16 protein-coding genes are annotated in these 16,312 nt (G+C 64.8%); 7 read left to right on the forward strand and 9 right to left on the reverse strand.

Annotated elements, in window-relative coordinates:
- The first annotated feature begins 2 nt into the window (after positions 1 to 2).
- The 5 genes from paaE (at position 3) to XI06_RS33775 (ending at position 5,090) form a co-directional block, all read left to right on the forward strand.
- The gene (paaE, locus tag XI06_RS33755; protein WP_237870574.1) at positions 3 to 1,085 is read left to right on the forward strand and encodes a 1,2-phenylacetyl-CoA epoxidase subunit PaaE; all 1,083 of its coding nucleotides are present in this window, start codon (positions 3 to 5) and stop codon (positions 1,083 to 1,085) included.
- 55 nt (positions 1,086 to 1,140) lie between these two features.
- Positions 1,141 to 1,590, forward strand: coding sequence for a hydroxyphenylacetyl-CoA thioesterase PaaI (gene paaI / locus XI06_RS33760; RefSeq protein ID WP_237863701.1), 450 nt, complete (start codon positions 1,141 to 1,143; stop codon positions 1,588 to 1,590).
- Between the two features lie 30 nt (positions 1,591 to 1,620).
- Positions 1,621 to 2,952 (forward strand): phenylacetate--CoA ligase PaaK, encoded by a 1,332-nt coding sequence (gene paaK, locus XI06_RS33765; RefSeq protein ID WP_237863702.1) that lies wholly within the window; start codon positions 1,621 to 1,623, stop codon positions 2,950 to 2,952.
- 75 nt (positions 2,953 to 3,027) lie between these two features.
- Positions 3,028 to 4,032, forward strand: coding sequence for a quinone oxidoreductase family protein (locus tag XI06_RS33770; protein WP_237863703.1), 1,005 nt, complete (start codon positions 3,028 to 3,030; stop codon positions 4,030 to 4,032).
- Between the two features lie 2 nt (positions 4,033 to 4,034).
- On the forward strand, positions 4,035 to 5,090 hold the full coding sequence (locus tag XI06_RS33775) for a YeeE/YedE family protein (RefSeq protein WP_237863704.1): 1,056 nt from the start codon (positions 4,035 to 4,037) through the stop codon (positions 5,088 to 5,090).
- Here XI06_RS33775 and XI06_RS33780 read toward each other — a convergent pair.
- Positions 5,069 to 5,986, reverse strand: coding sequence for a DMT family transporter (locus XI06_RS33780; protein WP_237863705.1), 918 nt, complete (start codon positions 5,984 to 5,986; stop codon positions 5,069 to 5,071). The genes XI06_RS33775 and XI06_RS33780 overlap by 22 nt on opposite strands.
- Before the next feature lie 100 nt (positions 5,987 to 6,086).
- On the opposite strand from XI06_RS33780, the gene pdxR reads away from it, so the two are divergent.
- Positions 6,087 to 7,517, forward strand: coding sequence for a MocR-like pyridoxine biosynthesis transcription factor PdxR (gene pdxR, locus XI06_RS33785; RefSeq protein WP_237863889.1), 1,431 nt, complete (start codon positions 6,087 to 6,089; stop codon positions 7,515 to 7,517).
- Here pdxR and XI06_RS33790 read toward each other — a convergent pair.
- From XI06_RS33790 to XI06_RS33810, 5 genes are all read right to left on the reverse strand, one after another.
- Entirely contained in the window at positions 7,514 to 8,737 is a 1,224-nt protein-coding gene (locus XI06_RS33790) for a bifunctional alpha/beta hydrolase/OsmC family protein (RefSeq protein ID WP_237863706.1), read from the reverse strand. The two genes, pdxR and XI06_RS33790, sit on opposite strands and share 4 nt — an antisense overlap.
- A gap of 24 nt (positions 8,738 to 8,761) precedes the next feature.
- The gene (locus XI06_RS33795; protein ID WP_237863707.1) at positions 8,762 to 9,424 is read right to left on the reverse strand and encodes a sulfite oxidase-like oxidoreductase; all 663 of its coding nucleotides are present in this window, start codon (positions 9,422 to 9,424) and stop codon (positions 8,762 to 8,764) included.
- Positions 9,425 to 9,441: 17 nt separating this feature from the next.
- Positions 9,442 to 10,764, reverse strand: coding sequence for an MFS transporter (locus XI06_RS33800; RefSeq protein WP_237863708.1), 1,323 nt, complete (start codon positions 10,762 to 10,764; stop codon positions 9,442 to 9,444).
- 33 nt (positions 10,765 to 10,797) lie between these two features.
- On the reverse strand, positions 10,798 to 12,018 hold the full coding sequence (locus tag XI06_RS33805; protein ID WP_237863709.1) for a cytochrome P450: 1,221 nt from the start codon (positions 12,016 to 12,018) through the stop codon (positions 10,798 to 10,800).
- A gap of 110 nt (positions 12,019 to 12,128) precedes the next feature.
- Positions 12,129 to 12,338 (reverse strand): ferredoxin, encoded by a 210-nt coding sequence (locus XI06_RS33810; protein WP_237863710.1) that lies wholly within the window; start codon positions 12,336 to 12,338, stop codon positions 12,129 to 12,131.
- Between the two features lie 153 nt (positions 12,339 to 12,491).
- Here XI06_RS33810 and XI06_RS33815 point away from each other — a divergent pair, with 153 nt between their 5' ends.
- Positions 12,492 to 13,139 (forward strand): TetR/AcrR family transcriptional regulator, encoded by a 648-nt coding sequence (locus tag XI06_RS33815; protein WP_237863711.1) that lies wholly within the window; start codon positions 12,492 to 12,494, stop codon positions 13,137 to 13,139.
- Here the strand turns inward: XI06_RS33815 and XI06_RS33820 are convergent.
- The 3 genes from XI06_RS33820 to XI06_RS33830 all read right to left on the reverse strand — a co-directional run bounded on the left by XI06_RS33820 (position 13,136) and on the right by XI06_RS33830 (position 16,311).
- Positions 13,136 to 13,786: an aspartate/glutamate racemase family protein gene (locus tag XI06_RS33820; RefSeq protein WP_237863712.1), complete on the reverse strand. Its 651-nt coding sequence runs from the start codon at positions 13,784 to 13,786 to the stop codon at positions 13,136 to 13,138. The two genes, XI06_RS33815 and XI06_RS33820, sit on opposite strands and share 4 nt — an antisense overlap.
- Before the next feature lie 149 nt (positions 13,787 to 13,935).
- Positions 13,936 to 14,949: an amino acid ABC transporter substrate-binding protein gene (locus tag XI06_RS33825; protein WP_237863713.1), complete on the reverse strand. Its 1,014-nt coding sequence runs from the start codon at positions 14,947 to 14,949 to the stop codon at positions 13,936 to 13,938.
- Between the two features lie 12 nt (positions 14,950 to 14,961).
- Positions 14,962 to 16,311 carry an aspartate aminotransferase family protein gene (locus XI06_RS33830; protein WP_237863714.1) on the reverse strand — a complete coding sequence of 450 codons (1,350 nt, stop codon included), beginning with the start codon at positions 16,309 to 16,311 and terminating at the stop codon, positions 14,962 to 14,964.
- Position 16,312 lies beyond the last annotated feature (1 nt).

Below are 16,312 nucleotides of genomic sequence, written 5' to 3' on the forward strand. Positions count from 1 at the left end.
CCATGTCAGCAGCCGCACCGCGTTTTCACCGCCTTGCCGTCAACGACCTCCGCCGGGAGGCATCCGACGCCGTCTCGATGACTTTCGCCATCCCCCGCGAACTTGCCGGCGACTATGCTTTCAGTCCCGGCCAGTACCTCACGCTGCGCACCACGCTCGATGGCGAGGAGGTGCGCCGCTCCTATTCGATCTGCTCCGGCCCTGACGACGGCGAGATCCGCATTGCCGTGAAGAAAGTCGACGGCGGCGCGTTTTCGAGCTGGGCCGCGGACGAGCTGAGACATGGCGACGAGCTCGACGTGATGACGCCGACGGGCCGTTTTGGCGTGATCCCTCCGGCCGAGGCCGGACGCATCCATGTCGGCTTTGCCGCAGGCTCCGGCATCACGCCGATCCTGTCGATCGTCAAGGGCGTGCTGGCACGCGAGCCGGACAGCCGCTTCTTCCTGTTCTACGGCAACCGCGCGACCGACAACATCATGTTCCTGGAGGCGCTCGAGGAGCTGAAGGATCGCTTCATCGACCGCCTGTCCATCTTCCACGTCATCTCCGGCGAGGAGCAGGACATCCCGATCCTGCATGGCCGGCTCGATGGCGAAAAGGTGAGGGTGCTGCTGCGCTCGCTGGTGCCAGCCGAGAGCGTCGACCACGTCTTCATCTGCGGTCCATCTGGCATGAGCGAAGACATCGAGGCGACCTGCCGCAACCTGGGCATCGCCGATGATCGTATACATGTCGAGCGTTTCGTTTCGGAGTTCGGCGGCAAGCCGCGACCGAAAAAGACCGTGGCACCCGATGCGCCGCCCAAGGCGATCGCCTCGCTGATCATTGACGGCAAACGCCGCGACGTGCCGGTCGCCGAGGACGAGGCCATCCTCGATGCCGCGCTGCGCGCCGGTGTCGATCTGCCCTTCGCTTGCAAGGGCGGCATGTGCTCGACCTGTCGCGCCAAGCTGGTCGAGGGCGAGGCGCCCATGGACATCAACTATTCGCTGGAGCCCTGGGAGCTGAAGGCCGGCTTTGTTCTGACCTGCCAGGCCAAGCCGTCGTCCGAGCGGGTCGTGGTCGACTACGACCACGTTTGACAGCCTTGACCATCAAGCAGAACATCATGAGCAAAGAGTTCGCCGGGAGAAGCGTGTGAACGTCAAAGCCGCCATGTCGCCTGAAGATGCTGCCCGCGCCTGCGCTGATGCGATGTGGGCGGAGGACGATGCGTCCAAGGGCCTCGGCATGGAGATCGTGGAGATCGGCCCGGGCTTTGCGACGCTGGCCATGACGGTGCGGCCGGACATGGTCAACGGTCAGCGCATCGCCCATGGCGGCTTCATCTTCACGCTGGCCGATTCCGCCTTCGCTTTTGCCTGCAACTCCCACAATGACCGTGTCGTCGCGGCGCAGGGGCAGATCACGTTTATCAAGCCGGGCAAGCTCGGCGACCGTCTCGTCGCCAAGGCGCGCGAGGTGACCCGCGGTGGCCGCTCCGGCATCTATGATGTGCGCGTCATGGCAGGCGATACCGTCATTGCTGAATTCCGTGGGCATTCGCGTGTCATTCCCGGCGCGTGGCTGCCGACGCAAGATCAATAAAGAGAAGAACACATATGTGGGGAAACGAGTATGGCTTCGACGAAGCTGAAGGACGACGGCCGCAGCTATAGGGCCGAGATGGATGCACAGGAGCGCGCCTCACGCGATGAGATCATGGCGCTGCAGACGCAGCGGCTGGCCTGGTCGCTGAAGCACGCCTATGACAACGTCGCGCATTACCGCAAGGCTTTTGACAAGGCTGGGGTGCATCCCTCGGACTTTCGCGAGCTCTCCGATCTCGCAAAGTTTCCGTTTACGGTGAAGACGGACCTGCGCGACAACTATCCCTTCAACATGTTCGCCGTGCCGCGCGAAAAACTGGTGCGCGTGCATGCCTCCTCTGGCACGACGGGCAAGCCGATCGTGGTCGGTTATACCCAGCGCGATATCGACACCTGGTCGGATGTGATGGCGCGCTCGATCCGCGCCGCCGGCGGCCGCAACGGCATGATCATCCACAATGCCTACGGTTATGGCCTGTTCACCGGCGGGCTCGGTGTGCATTACGGTGCCGAGAAGCTCGGCTGCACGGTGGTTCCGATCTCCGGCGGAATGACCGAGCGGCAGGTGCAGCTTATCAACGACTTTCGGCCTGACATCATCACAGTGACGCCGAGCTACATGCTGGCGATCCTCGACGAGTTCAAGCGCCAGAAGCTCGATCCGCGCCAGTGCTCGCTCAAGGTCGGCATCTTCGGGGCCGAGCCCTGGACCAACGCCATGCGCGGCGAGATCGAGGACGCCTTCGACATGGACGCGACCGACATCTACGGCTTGTCCGAGGTGATCGGCCCCGGCGTCGCGCAGGAATGCATCGAGACCAAGGACGGCTTGCACATCTGGGAGGACCATTTCTATCCCGAAGTGATCGACCCCGAGACCGGCGCGGTGCTGCCTGACGGCGAGAAGGGCGAGCTGGTGTTCACCTCGCTGACCAAGGAAGCTTTCCCTGTGATCCGCTATCGCACCCGCGACCTGACGCGGCTGCTGCCGGGCACGGCGCGGCCGGGCATGCGGCGGATGGAGAAGGTGACGGGCCGCTCGGACGACATGATCATCCTGCGCGGTGTCAATTTGTTCCCGACCCAGATCGAGGAGGTGCTGCTCGCGACCGACTGGTGCGGCGGCCACTTCATCCTGGAGCTGACCCGCGAAGGACGCATGGACGAGCTGACCATCATCGCCGAGGCGCGGCCCGAAAGCTGGGACGGTCGCGGGCTTGTCGACCATGCCGACCGGATTTCAACTCACATCAAGAACACGATCGGCGTCAGCTCGAGGGTCCAGGTGGTCGCGCCGGCGACGCTGGAGCGCTCGCTCGGCAAGGCCAAGCGGCTCTACGACAAGCGGCCCAAGGACTGACCAAGGACTGACTTGACGGATTGACTTGACCGCCCCCAAAGGCGACAAGGCCCGCGAGAAATCCCGGGTCTTTCCATGTCACCAGCCGATCCCAAAACTGTCGAAGCACGCTGCGTTCGCCTCACCGCCAAGGCCGAGAACGCCGCCGCGCTTGCTCCGACCGTGGAGCGTCACACGCTCGCGCGTGGGCCGAACGATCTGCTGATCGAGGTGAAGGCCGCGGCCGTCAACCCGTCCGACGTCAAGGCTGCGACCGGGCTGATGCCCTATGCCGTTTTCCCGCGCACGCCGGGCCGCGACTACGCCGGCGTGGTGATCGACGGCCCCGCCGGTACGATCGGCCGCGAGGTGTTCGGCTCTTCAGGCGATCTCGGCATCCGCCGCGATGGCACGCACGCGAGTCATCTCGTCGTCGAAGCCGATGCCGTGGTGGAGAAGCCGAAGACGGTGTCCTGGGAGGAGGCCGCCGGCATCGGCGTGCCCTTCGTCACCGCCATGGAAGGTTTTCGCCGCGCCGGCATTCCGAAACCGGGCGAGACCGTGCTTGTGTTCGGCGTCAACGGCAAGGTCGGTCAGGCCGCAGTGCAGATCGCGACCTGGCAAGGCGCGCGCGTCGCCGGCGTGGTCCGCAAGGCCGAGGCCTATGAGGGTCACAGCAATGCGCCAATCGAGGTGATCGATGCATCCGCCGTCGATGTCGCCACACGCGTGCGCGAACTGACCGGCGGCAAGGGTGCCGACATCGTCTTCAACACGGTCGGCGATCCCTATTTCCAGGCGGCACACAAATCACTCGGCTTGCGCGGCCGCCAGATTCTGATCGCCGCGATCGACCGCATCGTGCAGTTCAACATCCTCGAATTCTATCGCGGCCAGCATACCTATGTCGGGATTGATACGCTCGGCCTGTCGTCCGCGGCGACGGGCGCGGTGCTGCGCGATCTTGGCCCGGGCTTTGCGAGCGGCCAGTTGAAGCCGTTCCCGATCAAGGCGAGTGCGATCTATCCGCTGGAGCGCGCGAAGGAGGCCTATGTCGCTGTCGCGGGCTCCTCGCGCGATAGGGTGATCCTGAAGCCGTGACGATGGAAACCACCCAACTCGTCATCCTCGCCGGCCTCGTCATTGGCCTCGTCTATGGTTCCGTCGGCCTGCTCAGCGGCTTCTGCCTGATGAGCAGCATGCGCGGATGGTTGGCGGAGGGAGACGGACGGCTTGTGCGCTCCTATGCACTGGCGATCGCAGTCGCGATTACCGCGAGCCAGCTCCTCGCCGGTTACGGCATGGTCGATCTCGGCAAGTCGATCTATCTGCAACAGACTTTTTCGGTGCCGGTGCTGTTCCTGGGCGGCCTGCTGTTCGGCTACGGCATGGTGCTGTCGAACGGCTGCGGCTCGCGCGCGCTGGTGCTGCTTGGGCGCGGCAATCTCCGCTCCTTCGTCGTGGTGATCGTGCTCGCCATCGCCGCCCAGATGACGCTCAAGGGCCTGATCGCGCCGGCGCGTATCGCGCTGGTTCAGGCCTCGCAGATCACCGTCAACGCGACTTCTTTGCCGTCGGTGCTCGCGACGCTCGGTGTCACGGAGGTGGTTTCGCGCGCGCTGGCCGCGACCGTGATCGTCGTTGCGCTGATTCTGTTTGCCTTCGCCCATCCGGCATTCCGTCGCTCGCCGGGCCAGATCGCGGCGGGCATTATTGTGGGCCTTCTCGTTGCCGGCGGCTGGTACGTCTCCGGCTATCTCGGCGCCGACGACTTCAATCCCGTCCCGGTGACCTCACTCACCTTCATCGCGCCAATCGCCGATAGTCTGCAATATGCGATGCTCTCGACCGGGCTGACGCTCAACTTCGGCATCGCGACGGTTGGCGGGGTCTTTGCCGGCAGCCTGGTTACCGCCCTCGTCACCGGTCGCTTCAAGCTCGAAGGCTATTCCTCGCCGCGTCACATGCTGCGCTCTGCCGGTGGAGCTGCGCTGATGGGGATCGGCGGCGTGATGGCGTTTGGCTGCTCGATCGGGCAGGGGCTCACCGGCGTCTCGACGCTTGCCGTCGGTTCGTTCATCGCAGTCGCCGGCATCCTGCTCGGCACGACGGCAGGCCTGCGCGGCACCTTGCGCGTTCAGCCGCTCGCGGTCGCCTGACGGCGCAACATCCGGTCGCCCAGAGTCGCAAGGCCAATTCCGGTCACGATCAGCGCGGCCGCGACGACGAGGCTGATGTCGATCGGCTCGCCCAGCAGGATCGCCGCGCTGGCGATGCCGACGAGCGGTGTCCCCGTGGTGCCAAGCGCCGTCGTCAGCGCCGAGATGCTCTTGTTGACCATCGACATCGCCCAATAGGCGAGCGCCGTCCCGATCAGGCCGGAATACAGGAACAGCAGCACAAGCTTCCACGACCATTCCGCGTGCGGCAGGCCATCGGTGATGACAGCCAATGCGGTGAGCACGATGGTCGCGACCAGCACCTGCCAGATCAGGAGCTGGAGCGGAGAGCCGATCCAGCGATGCGCCCGGAGATAGATGATGTTCGCGGCCCAGGAGATCGCGGCGAGGATCACCATGCCGGCGCCGAGCAGGACGTTGCGATTGGCCCAGTCGATGGATGTGGGGTTCAGGATGACGGCAAGCCCGACCAGGCCGAACAAGGCGCCGGCAAGCTTGGGTGCCGTCAGCGTATCCTTGCCGTGCATGGGCGCGGCGATCGCAACCCAGAGCGGCGTGGTGTAGCCGAGCACGACGGCCTTGCTCGCAGGCAGGAAGCGCACGCCGGCTGCAACCAGGACGGAGAATATCGTCATGTGCAGCAGCGCCACGCTGAGGATGACAGGGATGTCGCGCCGCTCCGGGATCACCAGATTGTTGCTCAGCCTGAGGATCACGAACAATCCGGCCAGCGCGATCCAGCTGCGGATCGCCGACGTCCAGAGGGGCGGCAGGAATTGCACGAGCTGCTTGGTCATCGACCAGTTCACGCCCCAGGCCAGCACGACGATCAGGAACAGGCCGATGGCGGCGCGGGGAGACAAAGAAGAGTTCATCGCAAGGTCCTTGAAGCAGTCCGATGCGGTGGATAGCATTCAAGCTGGCACCTGAAAAAGTGCCAGATTGGAAAGGAATAGAGTGCCAGTATCGGACAGCATGATCTCCGGCCTGATCGACCTGAACCGCGCCGACGATGAGGGGCTGGTGGCGCAGTTGACGAGCCAGCTTCGCGGCCTGATCGCGGCCGGCCGTATCGCCAAGGGTCGCGCGCTGCCGTCGAGCCGCCAGCTTGCGAGCGATCTCGGTGTCTCCCGCAACACCGTCACCTATGCGTTCGAGCAGCTTGCCGCGGAGGGATATCTTGCGGCGTCGCATGGACGTCGTCCTGTGGTGACAGTCGACGGCGGCGAGCGCATCGAGGGCGCGGGCGTTGCCGCATCTGGCGTGCGCTCAGCGAGGCCGCAGCTCTCGCCCTGGGCCTCGAAGCTCAAGCAGACCGACTGGCCGATGTCCTATCAGGCGCTGCTCAAGCCGTTGCGACCGGGGCATGGAGATGCACGGGAGTTTCCGAACGAGGTCTGGGCGCGGTGCCTGCGCCGCAGCGCCGTGCACGCCGCCAAGCGTGAGCTTGGTCCGGTCAATCGCACACGGCTGCGCGAGGCGCTGGCGCATTACCTGGCGACCAGCAGAGGCGTTCGCGCAGCAGCGGACCAGATCATGATCCTGCCGAGCGCGCAGGCCGCGCTGACGCTGATCGCAGCCGTGCTCATCACGAAGGGGGACGCGGTCTGGGTCGAGGACCCTGGGTATCCCGGCGCCGCGGCCGCCTTCCGCGCGTCCGGCGCGCGCGTCATCGGCATCAGGCTGGATGAGCAGGGCATGCAGCCGATGCCCGGAATGGCCGCGCCAAAGCTCGTCTTCATGACGCCATCGCATCAGCACCCGACTGGACGGCTGATGTCGCTGGCCCGCCGCACCGCGTTTCTCGGATCAAGCAGGCCCGGCAGGACCTGGATCGTCGAGGACGATTACGATGGCGAATTCCACTATGACAGCCGCCCGGTCCCGGCCCTGCAAGGGCTCGATGCCCATGGCCGCGTGTTCTATGTCGGCACCTTCTCGAAGGCGATGACGTCGGATATCCGGCTTGGCTATCTCGTCGTGCCTCCGGCGCTGGTCGGCACATTCGAGATCGCGCAGCGGCACATCGGGCTGATCGCATCCAGTCACATCCAGGAGGCGCTCGCCGAGTTCATCGCCGACGGGCATTTCCTCGCACATCTGCGCCGGATGCGCCGGCTCTATCATTGCAGGCGCGATCATCTCGTCGCCGGACTGGAACGCCATCTCGGCGAGGTGCTCACGGCCGAGGTGCCCTCGGGCGGCATTCAGCTCGTCGCCCGGCTCAGGCGTGGTCGCGCCGATCAGGCTGTGGTGAAGCGGCTGGTCGAGGCCGGCGTCGAAACGCGCGCCTTGTCGAGCCTGGCGCTCGGAAAGCCGCGCGATCATGGCCTGCTGCTCGGCTTTGCGGCTTGGCGCGAGAGCGAGATCAGCGCGGCGGTGCGAACGATGGCGGCGTGCTTCTAGTCCACGGCCCTGGTGACGATGCGAATCTCCGACGTCAGCGTCCGGTGCACCGGGCACTTGTCGGCGATCTCCATCAGCTTCTTGCGCTGTTCGGCATCGAGCGCGCCGTCCATCGCGATATCGCGCTCGATCTGGTCGAGCATGCCGTCGCGCGTCTCGCATTCCGCGCAGTCCTTGGCATAGATCTTGGAATGCTTCAGCGTGACGGTGACGCGGTCGAGCGGCAGCGATTTGCGGTCGGCATAGAGGCGCATGGTCATGGAGGTGCAGGCGCCGAGACCGGCGAGCAGGAAATCATAGGGCCCGGGACCGGCATCCTCGCCGCCAGCGGCTTTCGGCTCGTCCGCCACGAGATGATGAGGCCCGACGGTGATGAGCTGGTTGAACTTGCTCTTGCGGGTCTCCTGCACCACGACCCTGCGCGGCTCTTCCGCACGATCCATCACTTTCGCAGGCTTTGCCGTGTCGATGTAGCGGCTGGCCCAGGCGGCGATCACGTCGGCCGCATAGAGCGCATCTGCCGGCTTGGTCAGGAGATGATCGGCATGGTCGAGCGAGACGAAGCTCTTGGGATGCCTGGCCGCAACGAAGATCTTGGTCGCGTTGTCGATGCCGACGGTGTCGTCCACAGGCGACTGCATCACCAGCAGCGCCTTGTGCAGGCCGGTGACGTCCTTCATCAGCTCGTGCTCGACGATGTCATCGAGGAACTCACGCTTGATCCGGAATGGTCGACCCGCAAGCGACACTTCGACCTCGCCCTTCTCTCGGATCGCATCGACATGTTCCCTGAACAGGCCGGTGACATGAGCAGGGTCGGAAGGTGCTGCGATCGTCGCAACCGCCTTGGCCTCCGGAATCTTGCCGGCTACCGCCAGGATCGCGGCACCCCCCAGGCTATGGCCGATCAGGATCGACGGTGCCTTGCGGGTCGTGCGGAGATGATCGGCGGCGCGCACGAGGTCGGCGACGTTCGATGAGAAAGTCGAATTGGCGAAATCGCCTTCGCTGGAGCCGAGCCCGGTGAAGTCGAAGCGCAAGACCGCGATGCCCTTGGCGGCGAGCGCGACCGAGATGCGCTTAGCTGCCAGCGTGTCCTTGCCGCAGGTGAAGCAGTGCGCGAACAGCGCGTAGGATGAGGGCTCGCCGTCCGGCAGCTCCAGCGCCGCCGCGAGTTGATGGCCGCCTTCACCCGTGAATTGGAAGCGTTCCGTCGGCATGGGCTTCCCCTTGATTGCTCGAGCCTAGTCTCCTGAATAGCGCTGTTCGGCCCAGGGATCGCCGCGATTATGATAGCCGCGGACTTCCCAAAAGCCCGGCGCATCCTCAGTCACGAATTCGATGGCCTGCAGCCATTTGGCGCTCTTCCAGAAGTACAGATGCGGCACGACGAGCCTGACAGGGCCGCCATGCTCGTCCGACAGCGGCTGGCCCGACCAGCTATGGGCCAGCAGCGCATCCTCGGCGGCAAAGTCTTCCAGCGCGAGGTTGGTGGTGTAGCCGTCATAGGAATGCAGCACCACGAAGCGAGCATCGTCGCGTGGTTGGCAGGCCGCAAGCAGCTCACGCGTGGCGAGCCCTTCCCACTGATTGTCGTAGCGCGACCAGGTTGTCACGCAATGGATGTCGGAGGTGAACTGGTCCTGCTTTTGCGCCGCGAACTCGGCGTAGGTCCAGAATATGGGGTTCTCGACCGCGCCGTAGACGTCCAGCCGCCAGCGCTCGCGCGACACAGGCGGCACCACACCGAGATCGAGCACCGGCCAGTCCTTGGTCAGATGCTGTCCGGGCGGCAGCCGCTGCTCCTCGGGGCGCGTAATTTTGCCGGTGAGGAAGCGGCCCTCGCGCGCCCACTTCTGTTTGGTGCGGGTCAGCTTGCTGTCGGGCGGCTCGTTGTCGTCGGCCATGATCTGCTCGAAGTCAGCTATTCGTGGCGGTGCATCGCGGATTCGCGCTTGGTGTCACGCATGGTGGAATAGATGATCAGCGACAGGAAGATGACACTGGCGAGATAGTAGTAGAACCACTGCTCATGGCCGATGGTCTTGAAATAGAGCGCGATCGCCGGCGCCGTGCCGCCGAAGATCGAGACTGTGATCGCATAGGGCAGGCCGACGCCCAACGCGCGGACATTGGTCGGGAACAGCTCGGCTTTCACCACGGCGTTGATCGAGGTGTAGCCGGCAACGAACAGCCAGGCGCAGCAGATCAGGATGAACGCCATGAACGGCGATTTGGTCTCCTTCAGCGTCATCAACAGCGGCACCGTCGCGAGCGTGCCTGCGACGCCGAAGAAGATCAGCAGCGGCTTGCGGCCGATCTTGTCGGAGATCGCGCCGTAGATCGGCTGCAGGATTGTCGCGAAGATCAGCGTGCCGAAGATCACGAAGGTGGTCTGGTCCTCGGTCAGCCCGACCGACAGCTTCACGAAGGTCTGCATGTAGGTGGTGAAGGTGTAGAATGCCGCAGTGCCGCCGGCGGTGAGGCCGACCACAAGCAGCAGCTCGCGGGGGTAGCGCAAGAGATTGGTGATCGAGCCGGTCGGCTTCACCACCTTCTTGGCTTCCTCGAAGGCCTCGGTCTCATGCAGGTTGCGCCGCATCACCGCGGCAAAAATCGCAAGCGCCGCGCCGATCGCAAACGGAATACGCCAGCCCCAGGTTTTCAGCTCATCTGGCGTGAGGAAGACCTTTTGCAGGAGCAGCAGCACGATAATCGCGGTCAGCTGGCCGCCGATCAGCGTGACGTACTGGAAGCTCGAGTAGAAGCCGCGATGCTTGGGATCGGCGACCTCGCTCAGGTAAGTGGCGCTGGCGCCGTATTCGCCACCTAAGCTCAGGCCCTCGATGACGCGGGCGAGCGCCAGGATGACCGGCGCAGCGAAGCCGATCGTCGCGTAGGTCGGGGTCAGCGCGATGATCAACGAGCCGAAGCACATGAACACGACCGACAGCGTCAGCGAGATGCGCCGGCCGTAATGGTCGGCGAGGTAGCCGAAGAACCAGCCGCCCAGGGGGCGCATCAGGAATGTCGCCGCGAATATCACGGCGGCATTCAATTGCTGAACCACGGGGTCGTTGCCCGGAAAGAAGGCCGGGGCGAAATACAGCGCGAACGCCGTATAGGCGTAAAAGTCATACCATTCGACGAGATTGCCGATGGAGCCGATGAAGATCGCCTTTATGCGCCGCTCGGCGTCGGCGATGTCGAAATGGTCGGAGGCCGGTTTGATTGCTTGCTCTGTCACGTCCGGCCTCCCAGAAATCCATTGTCTGGGAGCCTACATCGCCTTTCCCAGCAGAAATGGCAACTGGCGGGGTCCCCGCACCGTGCCCTGCGACCAGGTCACGGTCCCGCCAGGATCGAGTCGGAAGTCCGGAATCCGCTTCAGCCATTCCTCAAGCGCAACCTGCATCTCCATCCGCGCCAGGTTGGAACCGACGCAGCGATGGATGCCGAGGCCGAAGGCGGCATGGCGATTCTCCCGGCGATCGATCACGACCTTGTCGGCGTCCGGAAACATTTTTGGGTCCCGGTTGGCGGCCGGGAAGGACAGCAGCACCATGTTGCCCGCCTTGACCGGACAGCCCGAGACCGTGGTCTCCTTGACCACCTCGCGAGCCATCGTCACCGGCGAATAGGCGCGCAGCAGTTCCTCCACGGCGGTGGGAATCAGCTCTGGCTCCGCGATCAGCCGCTCGCGGTCGGCCGGCGTGCGAGCGAGATGCCACAGCGAGGAGCCGATCGCGCTCCAGGTGGTGTCGATCCCGGCGATCAGGAGCAACCGCAGCGAGCCCAGCACGTGCGACTCTTCCAGCGGCTGGCCCTCCTTGTCCTTGGCATTCATCAGATAGGAGATGAGGTCGTTGGTCGGCTTCGACCGGCGCTCCTCGATATGCGCCCTGAAGTAGTCGCTCATCTCGTGCACAGCCTCGAGCAGCTTGGTCTCATCCTTGATGCCGACCTCCAGGATCATGTGGATCCAGTTGATGAAGAGGTCGCTGTCGCTCTCGGGGATGCCGAGCATGTGCGCGATGGCCCGAACCGGGATGTATTTGGCGTAGCGCGCGGCGGCGTCGACCTTGCCATCGGCAATGAACCCGTCGATCAGTTCGTTGCAGATCGCCCGCATCCGCGGTTCCAGCTTCTTCATCGCATCCGGCGTGAAGGGCGGCAGCAGCAACTGCTTGGCCGGCTTGTGCACGGGTGGATCCGAGGTGATCGGCGGGGCCGCGTTCCTGGCGACCTCGGGCCGGACGTCGCGGACGATAATGCGGCGCGAGGAGAAATGTTCGGTGTCGTTGGCGATCTCGCGCACGGCTTCATAGGTCGTCGGCATGTAGCAGCCGAGAAAGCGCTCCGTGTGCACGACGGGGCTCGCGGCGCGCAGCTCCTCCCAGATCGGGAAGGGATCGTTCGTCCATTGCGGGTCGGTGTGGTCGAAATCGTTGATCCAGTCGGTGACGGGCGGATGGGCGACAGGCTGGCTGACGTCGGACATGGCTGGAAAATCCCTTGAATAACCCTTAGGGCTCGTTCGCTTGGGGCTCGTTCCCTTGGGGCTCGTGTTCGCTGAAGGTACGCAAAGCGCGCGCGGGCAGGGGCCGCGCGCTACTCCTCGATCACATCGATCGCGATTTCCGGGCAATTGGATTTGGCAAGCCAGGCCTTGTCCTCGAGGCCCGGCGGAACCGTGCCATCTCCGACCTCATGGGCGTTGCCGTATTCGTCGAGCTCGAACAGCTCCGGCGCCAGCGCCTTGCAGCGCGCGTGGCCCTGGCATTTGTCGGGATCGACGTGAACTTTCAGTCGCGCTGCCATTGCGGCTCCCTCGGTCGTGTGCGCGTCGCCCGAAGGGCCACGCGTTCCTCTTGTCTATTGTCCGCGGCATTTGCGGCTCATTCTAAGTTATAGCATATTACATTCGCGACAGGCTTCCCCTGTCAAGCGCAAACTTATAGGCTTGCCCGCAACATGCGATCACAACTCGCCCGCAAGCCCGAGAACACCTACCACCATGGCGATCTCCGTGACGCCCTGATCAAGGCTGCGTTGCGCGAGGCGGAGCAGGGCGGGGCGGAAGCGATCAGCATCAAGGCCCTCGCAAAGCAGCTCGGCGTCTCACAGCCGGCGCCCTACCGTCATTTTGCCGACCGCGAGGCATTGCTGACCGCGGCGACGGCGGAGGCGTTCCGGCAGTTCAGCGCGATGTTGCGCGACGCCATGATGAAGCCGTCGAAGCAATCGAAATTGTCACGGCTGGCGCAGGCAACGCTCGATTTCGGTCTGCGCCGTAACGGTGTCTACCGTTTGATGTTTGCGTCCCGCACCGTCTCATGCGCGGCCAAGGGCAGCGAGCTGCACGAGGCCACCCGGGAGACCTTTGCGCTCGTGATCGAAGCGCTGGAGGCGCCCGCGGTCGGCTATTTGCGCGAACGGCAGGCGCTCAAGATCTGGGCGGCGCTACATGGCGTGGTGATGCTGGCCGAGCAAGGCCTGTTCACCGGCGAGGCCGCTCATGCCACGCGCGAGGAACTGGTCGAGGATTTTGTCAACGAGACGAAGGCCGCGCTCGCTGTTGCGATCAAGGATGCGCAGCGTCGCAAGAAGGCGGGCGCTTAGGCCTTCGCCTTCAGCAGCCCCATCAGCTTCGCGACGGCGCTGTCCGGCGTCGTCACAACCGGACGGCCGGTGGCTTCCGCGACCAGCGGCGCTGATGATGCGATGCTGAACTGGGCCAGCGCGATCACCTCGCAATCGCGCAGATCCTTCGACGCTTCGACGATCAGCCGGTCGTGGGTCGAGCGGTCGCCGCGATCGAGTGCGGCCAGCGCGCCCTCGGCAAGTTTCGGCACGATCTGGACGAAGGTCGGAAACTCCGGCGGCATCGAGACCAGCGTCGGCGGGAAGGTGGAGAGCAGGCCGATGCGCTTGCCCATCGTCACCGCCCGTTCGATCATGGCTTCGTTCGGTTTGAGCACCGGCATCGGCGAATGCGCCCGTGCGACGGCCTCGATGCAGGGGCCGAAGGCCGAACAGGTGAACAGGATCGCGTTTGCCCCCGTAGCTGCGGCGTAATCGCCGAGCGCAAGAAAGCGCTCGGTCATAGCGTCGTTGAGCTTGCCGTCGCGCGCCAGATCCGCCGACAGGCTGTCGTCGAGCAGGTTCATCAGCCGCGCCTCCGGCCACGCTTGTGCGAACGCCGCCTCGATCGGGGCGATGGAGTGCTTAAGGGCGTGGATCAGGGCGATGCGAGGAGACGTCGTCATTGAGCGTGACTACCTGGGAGGTCTTGTGCCCCGGACGCAGCGCAATGCGAAGTATTGCGCTGCAGAGCCGGGGCCCATTGTAGTTGCTGGGTCCCGGCTCTGCGCAGCGGCGTTGCACGCCGCAGCGCGTCCGAGACACGGGAAGATGTCTACTTGAACGGCACCGCGTACATCAAGCCGCCCTTGCTCCAGAGGCCGTTGAGGCCGCGCTCGAGCTTGAGCGGGCTCGCCTTGCCGACGTTGCGCTCGTAGATCTCACCGTAATTGCCGGTGGCCTTGATCACCGTGACCAGCCATTTGTTGTCCAGCCCAAGCCGCGAGCCGAGATCGCCGGTGGCGCCGAGCAGGCGCTGGATGGCGGGGGTCTGCGACTTCGTCATCTCGTCGACATTGGCCTGGGTGACGCCGAGCTCCTCGGCTTCGATCAGGCCGTAATGCAGCCAGGTGACGATATCGCTCCAGACCTCGTCGCCGTTGCGGGTGAAGGGGCCGAGCGGCTCCTTGCTGATGGTCTGCGGCAGCACGACGTAATCGGCGGGGTTCGGCGCCGCGGTGGTGACGGCACCGGCGAGCGCCGAGGCGTCCTGGGTCATGGCGTCGCAGCGGCCGCCAAAGAAGGTCTGGTACATGGTGTCGACGCGGTCGAACACCAGCGGCTTCCAGTCGATGTTGTTGGCGCGGCCGTAATCGCCGAGCGTCACTTCATGGGTCGTTCCCTGCGCGACGCAGACGGTCGCGCCCTTGAGATCCTTGATCTCCTTCACGCCGAGGTCTTTCTTCACGACGAAGCCCTGGCCGTCGTAGAAATTGATCGGGCCCTGGCGCAGACCGAGCGTGACGCCGCGCAAGTACGTCTGCGTCGAATTGCGGTAGAGCACGTCAATCTCGCCGGACTGCAGCGCGGTGAAGCGGTTCTGCGCGGTCAGCGAGACGTAGCGCACCTTGTTGGGGTCGCCGAGCACGCCGGCGGCGAGCGCACGACAGTAGTCGACGTCGAGGCCCTTGTAATTGCCCTGCGAGTCCGGTGCCGAGAAGCCAGCAAAGCCGGCGCTGACGCCGCACACCAGCGTGCCGCGGCTCTTGACCGTGTCCAGCGTCGCCGCCTGGGCGATCACCGTCGATGCCGCGAGCACGCCCGCTGCGATAACCATTTTCCTCATCATGCTACTCTCCCCTCAGTGATTGACACTACGCAACACAACGTCGACGGCCGTGCCGAGCTTGTCGACGATCTGGTCGATCTCATCCGCGGACGCGATATAGGGCGGCGCCAGCAGCACATGGTCGCCGCGGACGCCATCCACGGTGCCGCCGCCGGGATAGCAGCCGAGCCCGTTGGCGAACGCTTCCGCCTTGATCTTCTGGTGCAGCTTGAGCGCCGGATCGAACGAGGTGCGGCTGGCGCGGTCGGCGACGAGCTCGATCGCCCAGAACAGGCCACGTCCCCTGATGTCGCCGACGTGGCGGTGATTGCCGAAGCGCTCGGTGAGCCGCTGCTCGAGCTGCTTGCCGCGCTGCTTCACTTGTTCGAGCAGATTGTCTTCGCGGATCACGTCCTGCACAGCGAGCGCCGCCGCGCAGGCGAGGGGATGCGCGAGATAGGTATGGCCGTGTTGGAACGCGCCGGAGCCGGCGCGGATCGTGTCGATGATCCTGCCACTTGCCAGCATTGCGCCGATCGGCTGGTAGCCGCCGCCGAGACCTTTTGCGATCGCCTGGATGTCGGGCACGATGCCTTCCTGCTCCCAGGCATGCGTGGTCCCGGTGCGACCCATGCCGCTCATGACCTCGTCGAGGATCAGCAGCGCGCCATGCCGGTCGCAGATCTCGCGAACCGCCTTGAAGTAACCGTCGGGTGCGGTCACCGCGCCGGCGGTGGCGCCGACGACGGGTTCGGCCAGGAACGCGGCGACCGTGTTGGGACCAAGTCGCTGAAACTCGGCTTCGAGCTCGGCCGCAAGCCGGGCCACGAACTGCGCATCGGATTCACCCTCGTGCTTCTCGTGATAGGCAAAGGCCGGCGTCACATGGCTGAAAGCGGCCGAGAGCAGCGGCGCATAGGGCGCGCGGCGCCAGGCATTGCCGCCGGCGGCGAGCGCGCCGAGCGTGTTGCCGTGGTAACTCTGCCGCCGTGCGATGAAATGCTGCCGCTGCGGCTCGCCGCGCTCGATGAAATATTGCCGCGCGAGCTTGATGCTGGCCTCGATCGCTTCCGATCCGCCGCTGACGAAATAGGCGTAAGCGAGACCACCGGGCTCATGGCCGACCAACGTCTCGGCGAGCGCCTCGGCGGGTTCGGAGGAGAAGAAAGCAGTGTGCGCATAAGCAAGGGTCGAAGCCTGCTTTGCCATCGCTGCGATCACACGGGGATGCTGATGGCCGAGGCAGGACACCGCCGCGCCGCCGGAAGCGTCGATGATGCGACGGCCGTCCTCGGCAAACAAATAGACGCCCTCGCCGCCGATCGCCTTGGGCGGCGTCTCGCGCAGCGAGCGGTGCAGCACGCGGCTGGTGCGGGTGCTCATG

This window comes from Bradyrhizobium sp. CCBAU 11434, assembly GCF_028128895.1.
Classification (GTDB): Bacteria; Pseudomonadota; Alphaproteobacteria; order Rhizobiales; family Xanthobacteraceae; genus Bradyrhizobium; species Bradyrhizobium zhengyangense.

Coding starts and splice junctions, on each gene's coding strand:
- paaE (WP_237870574.1), top strand. CDS start 3: ATGTCAGCAGCCGCACCGCGTTTTCACCGCCTTGCCGTCAACGACCTC.
- paaK (WP_237863702.1), top strand. CDS start 1,621: ATGGCTTCGACGAAGCTGAAGGACGACGGCCGCAGCTATAGGGCCGAG.
- XI06_RS33770 (WP_237863703.1), top strand. CDS start 3,028: ATGTCACCAGCCGATCCCAAAACTGTCGAAGCACGCTGCGTTCGCCTC.
- XI06_RS33775 (WP_237863704.1), top strand. CDS start 4,035: ATGGAAACCACCCAACTCGTCATCCTCGCCGGCCTCGTCATTGGCCTC.
- XI06_RS33780 (WP_237863705.1), bottom strand. CDS start 5,986: ATGAACTCTTCTTTGTCTCCCCGCGCCGCCATCGGCCTGTTCCTGATC.
- pdxR (WP_237863889.1), top strand. CDS start 6,087: ATGATCTCCGGCCTGATCGACCTGAACCGCGCCGACGATGAGGGGCTG.
- XI06_RS33790 (WP_237863706.1), bottom strand. CDS start 8,737: ATGCCGACGGAACGCTTCCAATTCACGGGTGAAGGCGGCCATCAACTC.
- XI06_RS33795 (WP_237863707.1), bottom strand. CDS start 9,424: ATGGCCGACGACAACGAGCCGCCCGACAGCAAGCTGACCCGCACCAAA.
- XI06_RS33805 (WP_237863709.1), bottom strand. CDS start 12,018: ATGTCCGACGTCAGCCAGCCTGTCGCCCATCCGCCCGTCACCGACTGG.
- XI06_RS33810 (WP_237863710.1), bottom strand. CDS start 12,338: ATGGCAGCGCGACTGAAAGTTCACGTCGATCCCGACAAATGCCAGGGC.
- XI06_RS33815 (WP_237863711.1), top strand. CDS start 12,492: ATGCGATCACAACTCGCCCGCAAGCCCGAGAACACCTACCACCATGGC.
- XI06_RS33820 (WP_237863712.1), bottom strand. CDS start 13,786: ATGACGACGTCTCCTCGCATCGCCCTGATCCACGCCCTTAAGCACTCC.
- XI06_RS33825 (WP_237863713.1), bottom strand. CDS start 14,949: ATGATGAGGAAAATGGTTATCGCAGCGGGCGTGCTCGCGGCATCGACG.
- XI06_RS33830 (WP_237863714.1), bottom strand. CDS start 16,311: ATGAGCACCCGCACCAGCCGCGTGCTGCACCGCTCGCTGCGCGAGACG.